This window comes from Marinobacter sp., assembly GCF_041690615.1.
GTDB lineage: Bacteria > Pseudomonadota > Gammaproteobacteria > Pseudomonadales > Oleiphilaceae > Marinobacter.
Window position 1 is genome coordinate 95,314 of sequence record NZ_JAWLGY010000008.1, and the last position, 18,267, is coordinate 113,580.

Annotated in this window: 16 protein-coding genes; 11 read left to right on the forward strand and 5 right to left on the reverse strand. The window is 61.4% G+C overall.

Annotated features, from left to right (window positions below; genetic code table 11):
• Positions 1 to 33 precede the first annotated feature (33 nt).
• Genes ACESMZ_RS07940 through ACESMZ_RS07950 form a run of 3 tightly spaced genes read right to left on the reverse strand, consistent with a single transcriptional unit; the run spans position 34 to position 4,013 of the window.
• Complete coding sequence (locus ACESMZ_RS07940) at positions 34 to 1,134, reverse strand: lipocalin-like domain-containing protein (protein WP_372957712.1); 1,101 nt, start codon at positions 1,132 to 1,134, stop codon at positions 34 to 36.
• Positions 1,131 to 3,359 (reverse strand): FtsX-like permease family protein, encoded by a 2,229-nt coding sequence (locus ACESMZ_RS07945; RefSeq protein ID WP_372957711.1) that lies wholly within the window; start codon positions 3,357 to 3,359, stop codon positions 1,131 to 1,133. The genes ACESMZ_RS07940 and ACESMZ_RS07945 overlap by 4 nt, the downstream gene beginning before the upstream one ends.
• A 3-nt stretch (positions 3,360 to 3,362) precedes the next feature.
• On the reverse strand, positions 3,363 to 4,013 hold the full coding sequence (locus tag ACESMZ_RS07950; protein ID WP_372972460.1) for an ABC transporter ATP-binding protein: 651 nt from the start codon (positions 4,011 to 4,013) through the stop codon (positions 3,363 to 3,365).
• Positions 4,014 to 4,172: 159 nt separating this feature from the next.
• On the opposite strand from ACESMZ_RS07950, the gene ACESMZ_RS07955 reads away from it, so the two are divergent.
• On the forward strand, positions 4,173 to 4,646 hold the full coding sequence (locus ACESMZ_RS07955; protein WP_372972461.1) for a DUF6231 family protein: 474 nt from the start codon (positions 4,173 to 4,175) through the stop codon (positions 4,644 to 4,646).
• Between the two features lie 12 nt (positions 4,647 to 4,658).
• On the opposite strand, the gene ACESMZ_RS07960 is transcribed toward ACESMZ_RS07955, so the two are convergent.
• Complete coding sequence (locus ACESMZ_RS07960) at positions 4,659 to 5,114, reverse strand: META domain-containing protein (RefSeq protein WP_372957708.1); 456 nt, start codon at positions 5,112 to 5,114, stop codon at positions 4,659 to 4,661.
• Positions 5,115 to 5,357: 243 nt separating this feature from the next.
• On the opposite strand from ACESMZ_RS07960, the gene ACESMZ_RS07965 reads away from it, so the two are divergent.
• The 4 genes from ACESMZ_RS07965 (at position 5,358) to ACESMZ_RS07980 (ending at position 8,953) form a co-directional block, all read left to right on the forward strand.
• Positions 5,358 to 6,686 carry an FAD-dependent oxidoreductase gene (locus ACESMZ_RS07965; protein WP_372957707.1) on the forward strand — a complete coding sequence of 443 codons (1,329 nt, stop codon included), beginning with the start codon at positions 5,358 to 5,360 and terminating at the stop codon, positions 6,684 to 6,686.
• A gap of 11 nt (positions 6,687 to 6,697) precedes the next feature.
• Positions 6,698 to 7,033 (forward strand): DUF5368 family protein, encoded by a 336-nt coding sequence (locus tag ACESMZ_RS07970; protein WP_372957706.1) that lies wholly within the window; start codon positions 6,698 to 6,700, stop codon positions 7,031 to 7,033.
• Positions 7,034 to 7,194: 161 nt separating this feature from the next.
• Positions 7,195 to 7,605: a YkvA family protein gene (locus tag ACESMZ_RS07975; RefSeq protein ID WP_372957732.1), complete on the forward strand. Its 411-nt coding sequence runs from the start codon at positions 7,195 to 7,197 to the stop codon at positions 7,603 to 7,605.
• Positions 7,606 to 7,705: 100 nt separating this feature from the next.
• Positions 7,706 to 8,953, forward strand: a complete 1,248-nt coding sequence (locus tag ACESMZ_RS07980) for an acyl-CoA dehydrogenase family protein (RefSeq protein ID WP_372957705.1) — start codon at positions 7,706 to 7,708, stop codon at positions 8,951 to 8,953.
• Positions 8,954 to 8,968: 15 nt separating this feature from the next.
• On the opposite strand, the gene ACESMZ_RS07985 is transcribed toward ACESMZ_RS07980, so the two are convergent.
• Positions 8,969 to 10,951 carry an acetoacetate--CoA ligase gene (locus ACESMZ_RS07985; RefSeq protein ID WP_372957704.1) on the reverse strand — a complete coding sequence of 661 codons (1,983 nt, stop codon included), beginning with the start codon at positions 10,949 to 10,951 and terminating at the stop codon, positions 8,969 to 8,971.
• A gap of 329 nt (positions 10,952 to 11,280) precedes the next feature.
• Between ACESMZ_RS07985 and ACESMZ_RS07990 the strand changes: the two genes are divergently transcribed.
• From ACESMZ_RS07990 to ACESMZ_RS08015, 6 genes are all read left to right on the forward strand, one after another.
• Positions 11,281 to 12,537 (forward strand): branched-chain amino acid ABC transporter substrate-binding protein, encoded by a 1,257-nt coding sequence (locus ACESMZ_RS07990; protein WP_372957703.1) that lies wholly within the window; start codon positions 11,281 to 11,283, stop codon positions 12,535 to 12,537.
• Between the two features lie 71 nt (positions 12,538 to 12,608).
• Complete coding sequence (locus ACESMZ_RS07995) at positions 12,609 to 13,553, forward strand: branched-chain amino acid ABC transporter permease (protein ID WP_372972462.1); 945 nt, start codon at positions 12,609 to 12,611, stop codon at positions 13,551 to 13,553.
• A gap of 35 nt (positions 13,554 to 13,588) precedes the next feature.
• Positions 13,589 to 14,860 (forward strand): branched-chain amino acid ABC transporter permease, encoded by a 1,272-nt coding sequence (locus ACESMZ_RS08000; protein WP_372957701.1) that lies wholly within the window; start codon positions 13,589 to 13,591, stop codon positions 14,858 to 14,860.
• The gene (locus tag ACESMZ_RS08005) at positions 14,857 to 15,612 is read left to right on the forward strand and encodes an ABC transporter ATP-binding protein (RefSeq protein ID WP_372957700.1); all 756 of its coding nucleotides are present in this window, start codon (positions 14,857 to 14,859) and stop codon (positions 15,610 to 15,612) included. Before ACESMZ_RS08000 ends, ACESMZ_RS08005 begins: the two co-directional genes overlap by 4 nt.
• Positions 15,612 to 16,310, forward strand: a complete 699-nt coding sequence (locus ACESMZ_RS08010) for an ABC transporter ATP-binding protein (protein WP_372957699.1) — start codon at positions 15,612 to 15,614, stop codon at positions 16,308 to 16,310. Before ACESMZ_RS08005 ends, ACESMZ_RS08010 begins: the two co-directional genes overlap by 1 nt.
• Before the next feature lie 54 nt (positions 16,311 to 16,364).
• Positions 16,365 to 18,164 (forward strand): acyl-CoA dehydrogenase, encoded by a 1,800-nt coding sequence (locus ACESMZ_RS08015; RefSeq protein WP_372972463.1) that lies wholly within the window; start codon positions 16,365 to 16,367, stop codon positions 18,162 to 18,164.
• The last annotated feature ends 103 nt before the right edge of the window (positions 18,165 to 18,267 follow it).

The following is an 18,267-nucleotide window of genomic DNA, read 5'->3' on the forward strand; positions in this document are numbered from 1 at the left end:
CACTCCCTGCACCATGCCATGAAAAGCGGGAAATCAGTTCCTGTCGTAACCGGTCAGTTCCATATAGCCATGGCCAGAGGCACTTCCGCTAACAGATACCGGGCTTTCCCAGTAGGGGTAAAGACCATCGTTCCAGTACTCACCCGAAGGCGCCTGTATCTCCAGAGCCAGTGACCGGGAGGGCACCTCCACACGCCAGCGCACCGGCACCCGCCCTCGCCCGGTATTCCGATATCCGGTTCGCTCCAGCCTGATCTGGTCCGGGGCCAGACTGTGGACCTGCCCCCGGGGGTCGATCCAGGTCCCGGAGCGGAAAGCGTCGTCCCCGTCACCCACCTGAAACAGCATCAGCCGGCCGCCGTCGTCCAGGCGCAGGGCGAACCAGTCCCAGCCCCGCTGATCGGAGCGCAGGAACTGACTGCTCCACTCCCGGTCCAGCCAGCCCGGGCCGCTGACCGAATGGCTCTGCCCGTCCAGGACCACCTCGCCCTCGATCGCAATATCCGTCAGGCTGAAATACATGGAGCCCTGCCCGTCCGCCGTCTTGGCGCTGAAGCCCTTGTTTCCGTGCCGCACCACCGCGTCTCCCGGCGTCAGCCTGAGATCATAGGACCAGCCGTTGCCCGATGCGGACAGCTGCCACGTGCGATCCGCAGACTCTGTTAGCTGCCAGTGGTCCAGCCAGACCCGGAGCGGGGCCGCCATCGCGCCGGCCTGGCCAATGTCACCACGGGCGAACCGTTCGTCGAACCAGTGTTGGCCGTCAAAGGACACCGCCCCGTGGGCCATCCAGGCGGACTGCAGCGGCCAGAGAGTCGCATCCGGGGCCGGGGTCTCCGGCGACCGGGGCTCGAGGCCCTGCCGGAACTGGGTCCACTGTAGCCCCAGGGGCTGGCCATCGGCCGTAGTCAGGTTGGCAGTCAGGTACCACCATTCGATCCGGTAGTCCGGATGAGCCCCCCAGTCCGCTGGCAGGCGGATTCGATCTCCCTGCGCTGGTTGCCGGAAGCCCTCGTCCTGCCCCTCTTCGGCCAGCCCGGCGAAACCACGTTCCGGCGGCTCGCCGGAACAGCCGGCAACACTGGCAAGGATCAGCGGGATGACAACCAACACAACCGTCCGGATCGATGTCATCGCTCGCCTCCCGTTACCAGAACCGGCGCCACTCCGGTGGCCGGCCTTTTCAGATAGAAGGCTCCCGCAACGCTCAGCGCCGCCAGGACCAGCAGGGCCATCAGTTCCAGCCAGAAACCGGGGTAGACGGCCATGGGCAGTGACCAGCCAAACGCCAGTGGGTTGATCCGCTGCACCAGCACCCAGGTCAGCGCGATGCCCACCGGCACCGCCGCGGCCCAGACCACCAGCATCAGTTCGGTCGCCAGCATGAAAATGACCCGGAACCAGGCCCTTCCGGTCAGTCCCCATATCGTCAGCAGCTGGTAATACCACTGCCGGGCCCCCAGGACCACCCAGCCAGTCAGCAGCAGCGCGGCCACCGCCAGACCGAGGGTCAGGTAGCTGATGGCCCGGGTCAGGGCAAAGGTCTGGCGAAATATCCGGTTGGCAATCCTGTGCACGGTTTCGTTATCCCGAACCTGCAGGCTGTCCACCTGCCAGGCCTGCTCCAGTGCAGCCACCAGCGGGCCCTGGCCACTGCCGTTGTTAACAGGCAGCGTTATCGTGAGTGAACGAAAGCCGGGCGTGTAGCCTGACGGCAGGAAGTCCATATCCATCAGCACCTCTCCGGCCGGACGCCCGTAGTCTGCGTAAATGCCGGCCACGGTTACCTTCCGGCGCTCACCGTCAAGGACGATGGCCAATGCGCCGCCCGGTGACAGGCCCTGACGCCTCGCCAGTTGCTCGTTCACCAGCACGGCACCTTCACTGACGGCCTGCCAGGGCGAGTTCACAGCATCGAGCAGAGACCATCCCCGAACCAGGGGCGAGCGGGTGTCAGTCGCCATCAGATCCAGCGTGCGGGTTGTTCCATTTGCTGACAGCCCAACCTGCCCCCGCAGCACCTGGTGCCAGCCGGCCACCAGGTGGCTTTGTGAGAGTACCGGCACGACTGCGGAAACCGCCTTCCCATCGGGAACCTCTATAAAAAGGTCGCCAGCCAGACGCTGGTCGAGCCACTGATTGAAGGTGCCTTCGAAGGTATGCACCAGCGCATGGACGGCAATCACCGTTCCCGCCGCCAACTGCAGGGCAACCAGCGGCAGGGCCAGCCGGCGCACCAGCACACCCAGCTCCCGGCGGCGCCACAGGCGCAGGGGTGGCGCATCGCGGTGGGGCGCCACCAGGCGCTGCAGGAGCCAGGGGGTGACGAGCCCTGCGCCGGCCAGCAGCAATGCGGTTGCCACAAACGCGGCAAGCAGCGAATCCGCCCCCAGCACCAATGCGACGCCCCCAATCAGGCAGCCAGCTGCCACGGGCACCTGCCACCGGTGCCCGTCCCGATTTTCCTGGTTCCTCAAGAGATCGAGACCGCACCAGAGCACCACCAGCATCATCACGCCCAGTGTGACCAGAAAACCGGTGCCCGTGCGGGGGGTTGCCAGCAGGCTGGCGTCAAACAGGCTCTCCAGGGCCACCCCGAAGCCGGAACCCAAAACCTCGGCCAGCACGAGCCCGAGGCCGAAACCGGGCACCGCCCCCAGCAGGGCCAGGGCGCCCAGCTCCAGCAGCAGGTAACGACGCAGCCGGCGCCTCTGAACACCGTAGCGCTCCAGCAGTTTCAGTCCATGGCGACGCTGGGCCAGCCCCAGGGTGTACACGCTGCGGATCAGCAGCGCCGACACCAGTACGACCAGTACCGCCAGTGCGTTCAGGTTAAGCAGGAAACTGTCGGCCAGTTCGCCGGTATCCAGTGCGGACGGGTCAGGCTGCCGTTGCCAACCCCCGGGCAGACCGTCGGTATCCTGTGCCAGGTAGAGCCGCAGCACGGAAGGTTGCTGCCGGGCCAGCCGGGCCGCTTCGGCCATATCCACAAAGGGTTCACCGTCCAGTACCGGCACGGGGCCGGAACGGGTGCTGTCGGCACAACCCATCGCCAGGGGATCCACACCGATAACCCGGGCGCCTCCCTCGCCGGTACTGACCTCCAGCCACGGCACCACACAGAGCCCCTGTCGACGCAGTTCGGAAAAGTCTTCAACCGTGACGGCGGCCCCATCCTGACGCACCAGCAACTGCTGCCCGGCCAGCTGGCGGTCCCCCACCGTCATGCTGTCCCGGGCCTGGGTGGTCAGCGTCCACACACCGGACCATAACGCCGTCGCGAGGGTGAGAATTGCCCACAGAGCCAGTAACTGCAGGGGGTGACGACGGTAATGGCTGAGAATGGCCCGCAGCAGCATGGTTCAGCTCCCGGTTGCCAGGTCCAGGCGCTGGTCGCAGCGGTCAGCCAGAGACAGGTCATGGGTGGCCAGCACCAGCGTACAACCACGGTGCCGCTGCCAGCGAAACAGCTCGTCCGCCACCGCGCTCGCGGTATGCCGGTCGAGACTACCGGTAGGCTCATCTGCGAGGATCAGGTCCGGGGCCATGGCAAACACCATTGCCAGCGCCGCGCGCTGCCGTTGGCCGCCAGATACCTGGTCCGGATAGCGCTGCTCCAGCCCTGCCAGCCCCAGTCGCTCCAGCCAGTCCAGGACAGGGCCAAAGGGTTGGCCGGCCAGGTCCGCCCGCAGGCGTACATTCTCTTCCAGGGTCAGGGCGGGCATCAGGTTGCTGTCCTGGAACACCACCCCGATCCGGCCCCGGCGAAGGTCAGCCCAGTCATCCGGGCTGCGAAGGCAGGCATCCTCACCCAGCAACTTCACCACGCCGGTGTCAGCCGGCTCAAGCCCGCACAGGATATTCAGCAGCGTGCTCTTGCCTGAACCGGACGGCCCCGTCAGGGCCAGTGAATGCCCCTGACCTACCGCGAAAGACAGCCCCTGAAAAACCGGTACCCGGCCCGAAGCGGCGCGATAGGACTTGTGGAGATCGGTTACCTCGATGGCGGTCACAGCTGACTCCTTCACGCGGGTGCCGGCCCTTCGACGATTTAGCTCGCCTGGCCTTAAGGTTGCTGACGACCGGGACCGGCACCACGCCTGATCACAGGAGGCCGAATCCGGCCCGGAAGCGTATGATGACAGAATCAAGCCATCGGGGAGGACCGTGCCATGAACACACAAGCCATCTTCGAGTCCGTGATCCGGGACGCCCGGCCGTCATCCATACTGGTGGGTGGCAGTACGGCCGAAGCGGCGGCCGCAGAGCAGCTATCATCAACGGCTGACATACGGGTAGATGTCCTGGAACACGCCGGGGGAGAACTGGCCGGGCACAGTGCAGAGCCCCACGACCTCGCCCTGGTATCGGATACGCTGGAGGCCATGGACCGGACCACGGGGACCCTGCTGCTGGGCCAGCTGCGCAACCTGGGCAACCGACGAATCGCTGTGCTGGTGGACGACACCAGCCAATGGTCCCTGACCGACCTTGTCGCCCTCGGCTTCACCCGCCAGGTCGGCGGCGACGGGCAGGGCGGCCACAGCCTGTATACCTATAACATCGACACCTACAACCACAAGCGGGACTGGAACAACCCGAAATACTGGGCCAACCCGGAAATGTGGGACAAGGCCCGCTGGTAACGGGCACAGATCTCAGGGCAGCGCCACGGCCGTGAATCGGGCCAGCTCACGGCCCTGCTCGTCCAGCAGCTTGAGTACCTTGCCTTCCAGGAACACGCCGGCTGTATCGGCAAATACGTCGTAGAGCACAGACTCATAGCTGTCGTCCGGACAGGCCATGCGGGTGCTTGCCATGGCGTCAAACAGCAGGTTGGCACCGGTTACCGTGTACTCTCCCACAAACCGGTTACAGCCGCTGAAACCGTTAACCTTGCCGTCGTCCCGGAAGATCATATGAGGTTCCCCCTGCTCACCCTGCGGGACGTCCACCTCTTCACCCTGCAATACGGTCAGCTTCCAGTAGGTATTGGTCAGGGGTGCGGTAGGCACCGGCCCGCCCTGTTGCGATCCGGGGCCGGAAGCGCAGGCAGCCAGCAACGTCAGGCAAGCCAACACCATCGTCCGGCCAAGTACGGTCATTCCTTTCATGGTTGGTATCCCTCCTGAATCTGCGGCCCGGGCCGCCCATTGGAAAACGCCATCATACCAGTGCCGGCAGGAAACCGTCCGTGGCCCACATGACAATCCCGAAAACCGGATACCGTGTCCGGTCTGCGGCAGAGTGTCGCACAGGGCACGATAAGTCTGTACTCAATAGGGGCACACTCTTAAAATGGTTCTTATAAGCATATAACTAAAAATTACAAGAGAACCCCCGACGGAGGACTTGCCATGTCCCAAAACCAGTCTTCATCCCTCGACCTCAACCGGCGACGCTTCCTGCAACTCAGTGCCGGTGCCGGTACTGCTGCCCTGCTGACGTCCACAGGACTTCAGGCCCAGACCGTCAATACCCGCGCCCATGTGGTGATTATCGGTGCCGGTGCCGGTGGCATGGCCGTCGCCAACCGGCTGTCCGATCGTTTGCGTGGTGGCAAGATTACCGTCGTGGAAGCCCGCGAGATCCACCACTACCAGCCCGGCTGGACCCTGGTGGCATCCGGGGTATGGGAACCGGAGAAGACCACCCGCCCCAACAGCCAGTTCATGCCACCCAACGTTGACTGGATACGTTCCAGCGCAGCCGCCTTCGACCCGGATAACCGGACCGTCGACCTGGCCAACGGTGACCGGCTAAGCTACGACTATCTCGTGGTGGCCACCGGCATCCAGCTTAACTACGAACAGATCGAGGGCATGTCAGCCGACCTGGTGGGGCAACACGGTATCGGCAGTGTCTATGCCAGCCTGGAGGGGGCCACCCGCACCCGCGATGTGATCGACCAGTGGATCGACACCGGCGGGGGACAAGGCATTTTCACCCACGCCCCGACCCCGGTGAAGTGCGCCGGTGCTCCGCTGAAAATGACCTTCACCACCCTGTCACGACTGGAAGCCTCCGGTAAGCGGGACAGCTTCGATGTAGACTTCTTTGCCCCCGGTGGCGGCCTGTTCAGCCAGCCGTGGGTCAACGATTTCGTCAAACAGCGCTTTGATGAGCAGGGCGTTCAGCGGCATCACTTCCATACCCTGACCGCTATCAGCCCGCAGGACCAGCAGGCCACCTTCACTCAGCAGGATGGCAGCACCATCACCCGGGACTACGACTTCATCCATGTGGTGCCTCCCATGAGCGCACCGGACGCGGTGCGCAACAGTAACCTGATCGCCCAGGAGGGCAGCTTCACCGGCAACTGGCTCGACGTGGACATCTACACGATGCAACACAATCGTTATCCGGAGGTGTTCGGCATCGGCGATGTTATCGGCGCCCCACTCAACAAGACGGCCGCCAGTGTGAAGGCCCAGGCACCCATCGTGACCGAAAACCTGCTGGCGGCCATGCAGGACAAACCCCTGCCCCGCAAGCACAACGGCTACACCTCCTGTCCGCTGATCACCAGTATCGGCAAGGCCATGCTGGTGGAATTCGGCTACGACCTGGAATTCCTGCCGTCGTTTCCCTTCATTGATCCGAAGGACGAGTCCTGGGTGACCTGGACCTTCAAGGACAAAATGCTGCAGCCGGCTTACTACGCCGTTCTGGAAGGCCAGGCCTGAGGAGTGACTCCATGACCATTGCCAGCGTTCTCACCATTCTTCAGTACGCCCTTGCCCCCTACCTGTGGCTGATTGTTGTCGCCGTGGTTGTCCTGCTGGGCGCCCAGTTGATCGCCCGCCTGGGCGGCTATCGCTATCTTCGCCACAAGAGTGTCGTTGCCAACGGGCTGGCCCTTGTTGCCGGCCTGACAGGACTGGCCTGGATACCGGCGTTCACCCACTCGCAACTGGCCTACGTTGCCACCGCCTTTGACTGGGTGGTGATGATCGCCGCCATCATCGGTCTCGCCATTTTTGCCCTGCTGGTGTTCCACCCCCTCAGCTATCTGCTGCGTGCCCGTCACTGACGGGTACCACGCCGATCTCCCCTGGGGTGGCTGCCGGATTCCTCCGGGGCTAGAATTGCCTGGGAGGCCCGCTGGATTTCAACATGGGCCTGTCAGCAGCCCACTGGTCTGGCACCATGCCGGACCTGAGGCTACCGGACCCCAGCGAACACGAGGATGCCATGGCAGCCATCAGCCAGAAGCGTGCCCGGGAGGAACTTGACCGGGAAAGCAGCAAGGTACAGCAGGAGCACATCGAGACCCTGCTCGAACGGCAGAAAAAAATCGAGGCCAAGGTACAGGCCGGGGGCCGGCTTGAGCGTTTCTCCACGGATATCCGCCTGATGTTTTCGCTGCTGCGGGATTACTGGAATGGCCGGTACCGGCAGATCCCCTGGAAAAGTGTCGCCGCCATTGCCGGCGCCCTGCTTTATGTACTCAACCCGCTGGACCTGATTCCGGACATGCTGATCGGCTTTGGCCTGCTGGATGATGCAGGCGTGGTAGCAGTCTGCCTGAAACTGGTGGAGTCTGACCTGCACCGCTACGCGGCATGGAAGGAACTGGACGCCGAGGACGCTGCCAGCGCCTGAAAGCTGGCTTGACGTGCATCAACGTGCCCTGCGGAGTGATAACGTAGTGTGTCCGCAGGCCGGTTTACCGGAGTCTGTCCAACAACTACCAGGGTTCGCCATGGATTTCGACTATTCGGAAGACGCCCGCCAGGTCCAGGACCTGATGCGGCGGTTCATGAAAAAGCACGTTCTGCCCCGCAACAGCGACTGGTTGCGCAGCGCAGAGGAAGGCGTCTATCCGCTGGAGATTATCGAACCCATCAAGGCCCAGGCCCGGGAAGACGGCCTCTGGAACCTGTTCCTGCCGGAGCTGCAGGAACATGAACCGGGCACCCCCATGTCCAACCTGGACTACGCACCACTGGCGGAGATCATGGGCCGGTTGCCCTGGGCCGCCGAGCTGTTCAACTGCAGCGCACCGGACACCGGCAATATGGAACTGCTGCACCGGTTCGCCACCGATGAGCAGTACGAAACCTGGCTGAAACCCCAGCTGGACGGCACCATTCGCTCCTGCTTTGCCATGAGCGAACCGGATACTGCCTCCTCCGACGCCACCAACATCAGCACGACCATTCGCCGCGAAGGTGACGAGTATGTTGTGGACGGCCGCAAATGGTTTATAACCGGCGCCAATCACCCCAACTGCCGGTTTGCCATTGTACTGGGGCGTTGCAACGACGGCCCCGGTGACAGCCGCCACCACGAGCACTCCATGGTGATTGTGCCCATGGACGCTCCCGGGCTGGAGGTGGTTCGCAACATCCCCATCATGCAGCACCATTCCCCGGAAGGGCATTGCGAGATCGCCTTCCGCAATGTACGGGTGCCGGCAGCAAACCTGCTTGGCAAGCCCGGCGAAGGCTTTGCCATGGCCCAGGCGCGCCTTGGTCCGGGCCGGGTGCACCACTGCATGCGCACCATCGGCCAGTGCGAACTGGCCCTGGAGATGATGACCGAGCGCTCCCTGGAACGGCGCACTTTCGGCAAGTTTCTCAGTGAGTTCGAGAACGTGAGGGACTGGATCGCCGAGTCCCGGCTGGAAATCGACCAGGCCCGCCTGCTGGTGTTACAGGCGGCCTGGAAGATGGATCAGTATGGCAACCAGGCAGCCAGGGTAGACGTGTCCGCCATCAAACTGGTGGCGGCCCGGTTGCAGACCCGTGTGGTGGACCGGGCCATGCAGGTATTCGGCGCCATGGGCCTGACACCGGACACTCCCCTGGCCTATCTGTGGACCTGGGGCCGTGCCCTGCGCTTCCTGGACGGCCCCGACGAGGTACACCTGCGCACCGTGGCCCGGGCAGAGATTGAGAAAGCGAAGGAGCACCGGGGCTCAACGGCGGCTTATTACAACCTCCGCTGAGCCGCCGGCATGGTTTCACTCAGCCGGCGCCGTACCCCTTTCTTCGGCAAAGCGGATGTAGAAGTCCAGGCTACCCGGATTGGCCATGGCGTCCGGGCTGGCCACCTGGGACAGGGGCTTGCCCAGCAGCAGCTTGCGGATGGGCAACTCCATCTTCTTGCCGGTCAGCGTGTAGGGAATCTCCGCCGTCGGGATGATGTCGTTGGGCACGTGACGGGCCGACAGATTGTCCCGGATAGCGGCACGAATCTTTCCTTTCAGGTCATCATCCAGGGTCACACCTTCCCGTAGCACCACAAACAGCGGCATATAGGATTCCCTCCCCAGGTATTCCAGGTCCACTATCAGCGAATCCATCACCTCGGGAATCTCTTCCACCACCCGGTAGATTTCACCGGTGCCCATACGAACACCCTGCCGGTTGATGGTGGTATCCGAACGGCCATAGATGATGGCGCCGCCACGGGGTGTAATGCGAATCCAGTCACCATGGCGCCAGATGCCCGGATAGGTATCGAAGTAGCTGTCATGGTAACGGTGGCCGCCTTCATCGCCCCAGAAATACAAGGGCATAGACGGCATGGGTTTGGTGACTACCAGTTCGCCAACCTCGTCTTCCAGGGCGTTGCCATCCTCATCGAAGGCATAGACAGCCGTGCCCAGGGTACGGCACTGCATCTCGCCGGCGTACACCGGCATGATGGGGTTGCAGCCCACGTAGAATGCCGCAACGTCGGTACCGCCACTGATGGGCGCCACCAGTACGTTGTCGCCGATCTCGTTCATGATCCACTTGTAGCCTTCGTCCGGCAGCGGTGAACCGGTGGAGCCGACAGAGTGAATACCACTGAGATCGGCGTAGTCCCGCGGGTGAATCTCCGCCTTCTTGCAGTTGAGGAAGTAGGCAGCGCCGGCACCGAAGAAGGTGACCCCGGCTTCTCCGGCGAACCGCCACAGGGTGCCCAGGTCCGGATAGCCCGGGTTGCCGTCATAGATACAGATGGTGGATCCCAGCAGCAAGCCGCCAATCTGGGCGTTCCACATGATCCAGCCGGTGGTGGTAAACCACAGGTAACGGTCGTCCGGCTGCAGGTCCATGTGCAGGCCCTGGCCCTGCAGTCCCTCCAGCAGGGCCCCGCCATGGCTGTGCACGATAGGCTTGGGCATGCCGGTGGTGCCGGAGGAGTAGACCACCCACAGGGGATGGTCGAAGGGCAGTTGCTCAAAGCTCATGGGCTCTTCATGGGCCAGCATGTCCGACCAGGGCACGCTGTTCTCCATGGCCGCGCCAGCGTCCAGGTAGGGCAGCAACACCACCTGTTCCAGGGTAGGCAACTCGTCCCGTAGCTGATTCACCACATCCATGCGGCTGAAGTCCTTGCCGCCGTAACGATAGCCATCTACGGCAATCATGACCTTGGGATCAATCTGGCGGAACCGGTCAATCACGCTGCGGGTGCCCATATCCGGCGAACAGCTGGACCAGATGGCGCCGATGCTTGCACAGGCGTAGAAAGCAACTACGGTTTCGGGGATATTGGGCAGGTAAGCCACAACACGATCGCCGGATTTCACCCCCATCTGGCGCAGGGCATGGGCGAAGGAGGCCACCTGATTCTTCAGGTCACCCCAGGAAAGCTCTTCCAGCTCCCGGAGTTCCGAGCGGGAAATGATCGCAGGGCGTTCTGGCTCATCCTCGTGGAAACGGAACGCCTGCTCGATCATGTTCAGACGCGCGCCATCGAACCAGGTCGCCCCGGGCATCCGGTAGTCGTCGAGCACCTGGGTGTAGGGGGTGGAGTGACGAATATCAAAATACTCCCAGAAGGCGGCCCAGAAGTCTTCCAGGTGATCCACTGACCACTGCCAGAGCGAATTATAGTTATCGAAGGTCAGGCCCTTGTTGTTCGCCAGCCACTGCATGAAGTCATGCATGCGGCTGCGTTCGATACGGGCCTGGTCTGGTTGCCAGAGGCATTCGGGGGTCTGGTCTGTCATGGATATCTCCGTTTGTTGTTGGTTATCGTCGTCCGGGGGCGCCCGTTGTTGTGATCCCGTTGTGCATTTCTGGCGCCGCCGGCTACAGTAAAAATCCGGTAAACGTGAATTTACCGGTTGAACTGGTTGAGTAATTCAACTATACCTTTGATTCGAGGGGCAAAACGCAACTGCCTGAATCTTCCACCAATTCCAGGAGGTATTTTCATAGTAAAAAACAATGAAAGTCCAGATTGAATAGAACAAGCGCTCGCTATACAGTCTGAACCACTGTTGAACAAATACAAGAAGACAGCTGCCCTGTTGGCAGCGAACATCAGGAGAAAATCATGCTACGAAACAAGAAGACCGGACTGTTCACCGGCACCATGATTGGTCTTTCCATGGCCATTTCATCCATCACCTACGCCCAGGACGGTCCTATCCGGATCTCCTACATCGAGCCGCTTTCCGGCCCCTTCGCCAACGTTGGCGACGCTGGTCTGAAGCACTTCCGCTTTGCCGCCGAAAAGATGAATGAAGAAGGCGGCATCCTTGGTCGCGATATCGAAATCGTCGCCATGGACAACAAGCAGAGCCCTTCAGAGTCCGTGCAGCTGGTACAGCGCTCGATCGACGAAGGCATCAAGTTTGTTACCCAGGGCAACGGCTCCAACGTAGCCGGTGCCATGGTCGAAGCGGTAGACCGCAACAATCGGCGCAACGAAGACAACAAGGTCCTGTACCTGAACTACGCCGCAGTAGACCCGGCGCTCACCAATGAGCGTTGCAGCTTCTACCACTTCCGCTTTGATGCCGCCTCCGACATCAAGCTGGAAGCGTTATCCAACTACATGAAAGATCAGGACAATATCGAAAAGATCTTCATGATCAACCAGGACTACTCCCACGGGCAGTTCATCTCCAAGCGCATGAAGGAGCTGGTTGAAGAGAAAGGTATGGATGTGGAAATCGTCGGTGACGTTCTGCACCCCATCGCCCAGGTTCGTGACTTCTCCCCCTACGTGTCCCGCATCAAGAACTCAGGTGCTGACACCGTTATTTCCGGCAACTGGGGCAACGACCTGTCCCTGCTGGTCCGGGCCATTGACAGTGCCGGCCTGGACGTGAATATCTACACCTACTATGGCGGCGGCCTGGGCACACCTGCCTCCGTTGGTCCTCGCGGTGAAGACATCCTGTACCAGATCACTGAATGGCATGCCGACGTTAACGTTGACGAGGGCCATACGGAGTACGAGAAGTGGTTCCAGGAGTTCAAGGAGCGCTACCCGGAAATCGACTGGTACTATCATCGTATCTACAACCAGATGCACATGCTCAAAGCCGCCATCGAGGAAGTGGGCAACGCCGAGGACATCGACGCCATCGCCTACGCCCTGGAAGGCATGGAGTTTGAGTCACAGACCGGCACCGTCACCATGCGCGCTGATGATCACCAGATCCTGCAGCCCATGTACATGTCCGTCATGGACACGGATGCCAAGTACGATGCTGACAACTCCGGCGTAGGCTTCCGCACCGTTGCCAACATCCCGGTTGAACAGGCTACGGTTGATACCACCTGCGACATGAGACGTCCGTAAGCCCCAGCCATACTCCGGTGGCGCAATGCCACCGGAGCTTTCCAGAAAAATAAACCAGGATTCGTCTCACCATGCTCGAAACCATCGCTTATTCCATTCTGAATGGCGTGCTCTACGGTACGCTGTTGTTCATGATGTCCAGCGGCCTGACCCTGATCTTCGGGATGATGGGCGTCTTGAATTTTGCACACGCCAGCTTCTACATGCTCGGCGCCTATTTCGCCTACACCATTGGCCTCGGAACCGGCTTCTGGGTAGCCCTGTTTCTGGCCCCGATACTCGTTGGCGCGGTCGGCGCCGCAGTGGAGCGGTATGGCCTGCGTCGCGTGCACCAGTACGGGCACGTTCCCGAACTGCTGTTTACCTTTGGTCTGGCCTACGTGGTCGAGGAACTCGTGGCATTGTTCTGGGGCACCGTGCCCGTACCCTACAAGGAACCGGAGTCGCTAAATTTCACCGCGTTCAACCTGTTCGGCCTGAACTACTCCATGTTCAAGGTGTTCGTATTGCTGGTGGCCGTAGCCATGTTCGTGGGTTTGTGGCTGCTACTGAAGAAAACCCGCGCCGGACTGGTTATCCAGGGTGCCTTGTCTCGCCCTGACATGGTGGGCGCACTGGGCCACAACGTTCCCCGTGTTTTCATGCTGGTGTTCGCCTTTGGTTGCACCCTGGCCGCCCTGGGCGGTGTAGTTGGCGGCATTCATTTCGTTACCGATCCGGGCATGGCGTTCATGATGGGCCCGATCGTGTTTGTGGTGGTGGTACTTGGCGGCCTGGGATCCGTGCCCGGCGCTCTGGTGGCTTCGCTGATCATCGGTATCCTGCAGACGTTCTTCCTGTCGATCGACTTTTCGCTGGCGGATTCCATCGGAACGCTCGGTATCGAAGACTCCGGATTCTTCGGCGTGCTCTGGCATATGGAAGCCACTCGTATTGCCCCGGTAATTCCGTTCCTTCTGCTGGTACTGACTCTGATCTTCAGACCCCGCGGCCTTTTCGGGAAGCGTGAAGCATGACAACCACTACAACAACGCAACAGGAAACCAAGTCTATGGCTACCAATACCGCAGCAGGCGGCTCCAACCTGCTGAAGTTATGGCCCTGGGTGGTCGTCCCCGTGGTGGCAGTCTTGCTGCCATTCATTTTCCAGTCCGGCCATGCCGTTAACCTGCTCAGCCATATGGGCGTTGCGATCATCTTCGCCCTGTCATACAACATGCTGCTGGGCAATACCGGCTTGCTGTCCTTTGGACACGCGGTCTACTACGGGCTGGGCGCTTACGTCGCCATGCACCTGCTACGCACCATCAATGATGCCGGTGGTGAAGGACTTCCCATCGAACTGCTGCCCCTGGTTGGTGCGGCAGCCGGGCTGGGTTTCGGCATCATTTTCGGTTCGTTCTCTGTCCGCCGGGCTGGTGTGGTATTTGCCATGATCACCCTGGGCGTCGGCGCGCTGGTCCACTCCAGCTCACTGATGTTCAGTGATTTCTTTGGCGGTGAAGCCGGCCTGTTTGGCTATCGCGACGAGGCGCCGTCTCTGTTCGGAATCGACTACGGCCCCGGACGGAACGTGTACTTCCTGGTGGTGGCCTGGACAATGATTGCGGCCGTTCTGATTTATCTGCTCAAGAAGACACCCCTGGGGTGGATGGCCAACGCGGTACGGGATAACCCCGAGCGAGCCCAGTTTGTCGGTTACAACCCCACGATCGTGCGCTTTATCCAGTTTGCACTGTCTGCTGCCTTTGCTGGCCTGGCGGGCGGCCTGTTCGTCATCACGGACGAGATTGTCAACGATGAATCCGTCGGTCAGATCCAGTCCGGTATTGTGCTCCTGGGTACCTATATCGGCGGCATTGGTTACTTTATCGGCCCCGTGGTGGGCGCGTCGCTCGTGACCATACTTGAAAGCTCGCTGTCTTCGTACACCGAAGCCTGGGTACTGTATTTCGGTCTGCTGTTCATCGCCATCGTGATGTTCGCCCCGATGGGGCTGGTGGGCATCGTGCACACCCAGTACCTCAACTGGAAGGCCGGCGCCTGGAAGGGTAATACCGGTATCAGGATCTATATCCTGCTGGCCGGACTGTTGGGTATGTTCGGTCTGGTCTGCGTGATCGAGCTGTCCTACCACTACTTCCGTAGCTGGGACCCGAGTGCTCCCTTTGTCCTGATGGGCTTCACAGTGGATGCCACCAGCTTCCTGCCATGGTTTGTCTCTTTCGGGATCGCCATTGTCGGTTTCGGGCTGATGCTGTTCCACGGCAACCCGATGCTCAAGCGTAAACTCGGCGACAAGTCTGACGGAGGTAAGGCATGACTACCCGCAACGCACTGGAACTCAAAGGCGTAAAGAAAAATTTCGGGCGTGCCGAAATCATCCGTGGCCTGAACCTCGAGGTTCATGAGCACGAACGCCACGTCATTATCGGTCCCAACGGGGCCGGCAAGTCCACGATGTTCAACCTGATCAGTGGACGCATGAAAGTATCCGACGGCTCCATCAAGCTGTTCGGTAACGATATCCACAACCTGCCGGCCCACAGGGTCAATCGCATGGGCCTGAGCCGCAGTTTCCAGGTGACCAACCTGTTCCAGAACATGACCGTAATGCAGAATCTGCGTTGCTCGCTGCTCTGGTCCGAGGGTCACAAGTACGCGTTCTGGAAGAGCGTCATGGGGCAGCAGGCGGTGACCGACCGGGCTTACGAGCTGGCTGAACGGCTGAACCTGACCGAGCAGGCAGGAATCCCGGCCTCTTTGCTCACCTATGCCCAGCAGCGTTCACTGGAAATCGGCTGTACAGTCGCTTCCGGCGCCCAGGTTATCCTGCTGGATGAACCCACGGCTGGCATGAGCCGTACCGAAGCCAACGACGTTATCGAGTTGATCCGTCGTATGACTGGCGAGAACACCCTGGTGGTAGTTGAGCACGACCTGAGCGTGGTCTTCGAACTGGCAGACCGCATTTCCGTACTGGTGTATGGCGAGATCATCGCCACCGGCACCCCGGAAGAAATCCGCAACAACGCGGCCGTTCAGGAAGCCTATCTCGGTACGGAGGTCCACTGATGCTCAAGATTCAGGATTTACACGCCTATTATGGCAAGAGCCACGTACTGCGCGGCGTAAACATGCAGGTTGATCGTGGCGAAATCGTCAGCCTGCTCGGCCGAAACGGCTCGGGCCGCTCCACCCTGTGTAAGGCTGCCATGGGGCTGGTTGCGCCGGTCGGACACGTCGAGTTCGACGGCAAGACCCTCAGCGGCCTGCAGCCCCACGAGATAGCCCATGCCGGTATCGGTTATGTTCCGGAGGACCGGGCCATTTTCCCGGGACTGTCCGTGCTGCAGAACCTGGAACTGGGCATGAAGAAAAAGGGCCAGACCGGAGAAAAATGGACCATCGAGAAGGTCTACGAGTGGTTCCCACGCCTCAAGGAACGTGAGCATACCCCGGCAGAAGTGCTGTCAGGCGGTGAGCAGCAGATGCTCAGCATGTTCCGTGCCCTGATGGGCGACCCCCAGTGCATTCTGGTGGACGAGCCCACGGAGGGCCTTGCCCCCAAGGTCGTGGCTGACGTGGCTGCCATCCTCAAGCAGATGGCGGAGGATGGCCTGGCGGTGCTGCTGGTGGAGCAGAAGCTCTCCATTGCCCTGGATATCGCCGACCGCATCTACATCATGGGCGACGGGGAAATCGTCTTCGAAGGCACCCCGGATGACCTGAAAAACAACCCCGAAATCCGCAAAGAATGGCTGGAGGTCTAGGACACAGCCCACCCGGAGCCCATCGCTCCGGGTGGGCTGCCCCGGAAACTGTCAATGGCAAAACTGCTTAACGATCGCGATCTCGAATTCCAACTCTACGAAGTCCTCGATACCGAATCCCTGCTGCAACGGCCCCGCTATGCGGAGCATGACCGTGCCATCTTCGACGCCACGCTCAACACCGCACGGGATATCGCTGCCGAATACTTCGCCCCCCATAACCAGAAGGGCGACGCCAACGAGCCCACGTTCGATGGCGAAAAGGTCACCCTGATCCCGGAAACCCAACCGGCCTGGAATGCCTTCGCCAAAGCCGGTTTCCTGGCATCCCACCACGACTTCGACGACGGCGGCTCCCAGTTGCCGGAAGTGGTGCTGCGGGCCAGCATGGCCTATTTCAACGCCGCCAACGTCTCCAGCACCGCCTACTCGTTTCTCACCATCGGCGCCGCCAATCTGCTCAAGAGCTTTGGCAGCGACGAGCTGAAACAGAAATACCTGCCCGCCATGCTCGATGGCCGGTACAGCGGCACCATGGCGCTGACCGAACCGGGCCAGGGCTCTGCCCTTGGCGACCTGCGCACCATGGCGAAGCCGGCCGACGATGGCAGCTATCGCCTGTTCGGCAACAAAATGTACATCTCTGGCGGCGACCACGAGCTGACCGACAACATCGTCCACATGGTACTCGCCCGCATCGAGGGCGCCCCGGCCGGTGTACGGGGCATTTCCCTGTTCCTGGTACCCAAGTTTCACGTCAACGACGACGGCAGCCGGGGTGACCGCAACGACGTCGCCCTGGCGGGTCTGCTCCACAAGATGGGATACCGCAACACCACCTCCACCGTATTGAACTTTGGCGAAAAAGACGGTGCGGTGGGCTACCTGGTGGGCGAGCCCCACAAGGGCCTGGGCTACATGTTCCAGATGATGAACGAGGCCCGTATTGGTGTCGGCCTGGGCGCTGCCGCCATGGGATACCAGAGCTATCTGGAAGCCCGGGACTACGCCCGCGACCGCCCCCAGGGTCGCCTGCCCGGCAACAAGAACCCGGACGCGCCCCAGGTAAAGATTGTGGAGCACGCCGACGTGCGCCGCATGCTGCTGATGCAGAAAGCCTACGCCGAAGGCAGCCTGGCCCTGTGCCTCTATGCCAGCACCCTGGTGGAAGACGCCCACACCGCCGCGGACGACAGCGAACGCAAGGCCGCCGCCGAACTGCTCGACCTGATCACCCCCATGGTGAAGACCTGGCCGTCCAAATACGGCGTCATCGCCTCGGATCTCGGCATCCAGGTTCTCGGCGGTGCCGGCTACACCCGGGAGTACCCCCTTGAACAGCTTTACCGGGACAATCGCCTGAATCCGATTCACGAAGGTACTGAAGGCATCCAGGGCATCGACCTGCTGGGCCGCAAACTCGGCCCCAAGGGCGGTGATGGCTACGCCGAATTCCAGCGCCGTATCCAGGTCACACTGGATAAGGCCGCCAGCATGGCAACCTGCGGACCGCTGGCCAGCCAGCTGACGCAAGCCCTGGATACCCTGAAGTCGGTAACCTCTGACCTTCAGAAGCAACTGGCGACGGACCCGGACCACGGTCTGTCCAACGCCACCATGTACCTGGACATGTTCGGCAAGGTATTGGTGGGTTGGATCTGGCTCAAGCAGGCCATGGCTGCCGAGAAGGCCCTGGCTGCCGGCGCTTCCGGTTCGGAAGAGCAGTTCTACCAGGGCAAGGTCCACGCCGCCCGGTACTTCATGAACTGGGAACTGGCGCCGCTGGAAGGCTATGCCCGGCTGCTGAGCAACGGCAACCGCGACAACCTGGCTATGCAGAACGACTGGTTCTGACGTTGGCCAGGTTTTGAGTTCGCCTTCCGGAGTCAGGGGGGCCGGGCACTTTTTCCGGGACACACCGTAAATACGTCCATGTAGGCTCGTCGAAAAGGTCCCT

Coding starts and splice junctions, on each gene's coding strand:
- ACESMZ_RS07955 (WP_372972461.1), top strand. CDS start 4,173: ATGAACACACAAGCCATCTTCGAGTCCGTGATCCGGGACGCCCGGCCG.
- ACESMZ_RS07980 (WP_372957705.1), top strand. CDS start 7,706: ATGGATTTCGACTATTCGGAAGACGCCCGCCAGGTCCAGGACCTGATG.
- ACESMZ_RS07940 (WP_372957712.1), bottom strand. CDS start 1,134: ATGACATCGATCCGGACGGTTGTGTTGGTTGTCATCCCGCTGATCCTT.
- ACESMZ_RS08000 (WP_372957701.1), top strand. CDS start 13,589: ATGGCTACCAATACCGCAGCAGGCGGCTCCAACCTGCTGAAGTTATGG.
- ACESMZ_RS08010 (WP_372957699.1), top strand. CDS start 15,612: ATGCTCAAGATTCAGGATTTACACGCCTATTATGGCAAGAGCCACGTA.
- ACESMZ_RS07990 (WP_372957703.1), top strand. CDS start 11,281: ATGCTACGAAACAAGAAGACCGGACTGTTCACCGGCACCATGATTGGT.
- ACESMZ_RS07960 (WP_372957708.1), bottom strand. CDS start 5,114: ATGAAAGGAATGACCGTACTTGGCCGGACGATGGTGTTGGCTTGCCTG.
- ACESMZ_RS07995 (WP_372972462.1), top strand. CDS start 12,609: ATGCTCGAAACCATCGCTTATTCCATTCTGAATGGCGTGCTCTACGGT.
- ACESMZ_RS07975 (WP_372957732.1), top strand. CDS start 7,195: ATGGCAGCCATCAGCCAGAAGCGTGCCCGGGAGGAACTTGACCGGGAA.
- ACESMZ_RS08015 (WP_372972463.1), top strand. CDS start 16,365: ATGGCAAAACTGCTTAACGATCGCGATCTCGAATTCCAACTCTACGAA.
- ACESMZ_RS07985 (WP_372957704.1), bottom strand. CDS start 10,951: ATGACAGACCAGACCCCCGAATGCCTCTGGCAACCAGACCAGGCCCGT.
- ACESMZ_RS07945 (WP_372957711.1), bottom strand. CDS start 3,359: ATGCTGCTGCGGGCCATTCTCAGCCATTACCGTCGTCACCCCCTGCAG.
- ACESMZ_RS07965 (WP_372957707.1), top strand. CDS start 5,358: ATGTCCCAAAACCAGTCTTCATCCCTCGACCTCAACCGGCGACGCTTC.
- ACESMZ_RS07970 (WP_372957706.1), top strand. CDS start 6,698: ATGACCATTGCCAGCGTTCTCACCATTCTTCAGTACGCCCTTGCCCCC.
- ACESMZ_RS08005 (WP_372957700.1), top strand. CDS start 14,857: ATGACTACCCGCAACGCACTGGAACTCAAAGGCGTAAAGAAAAATTTC.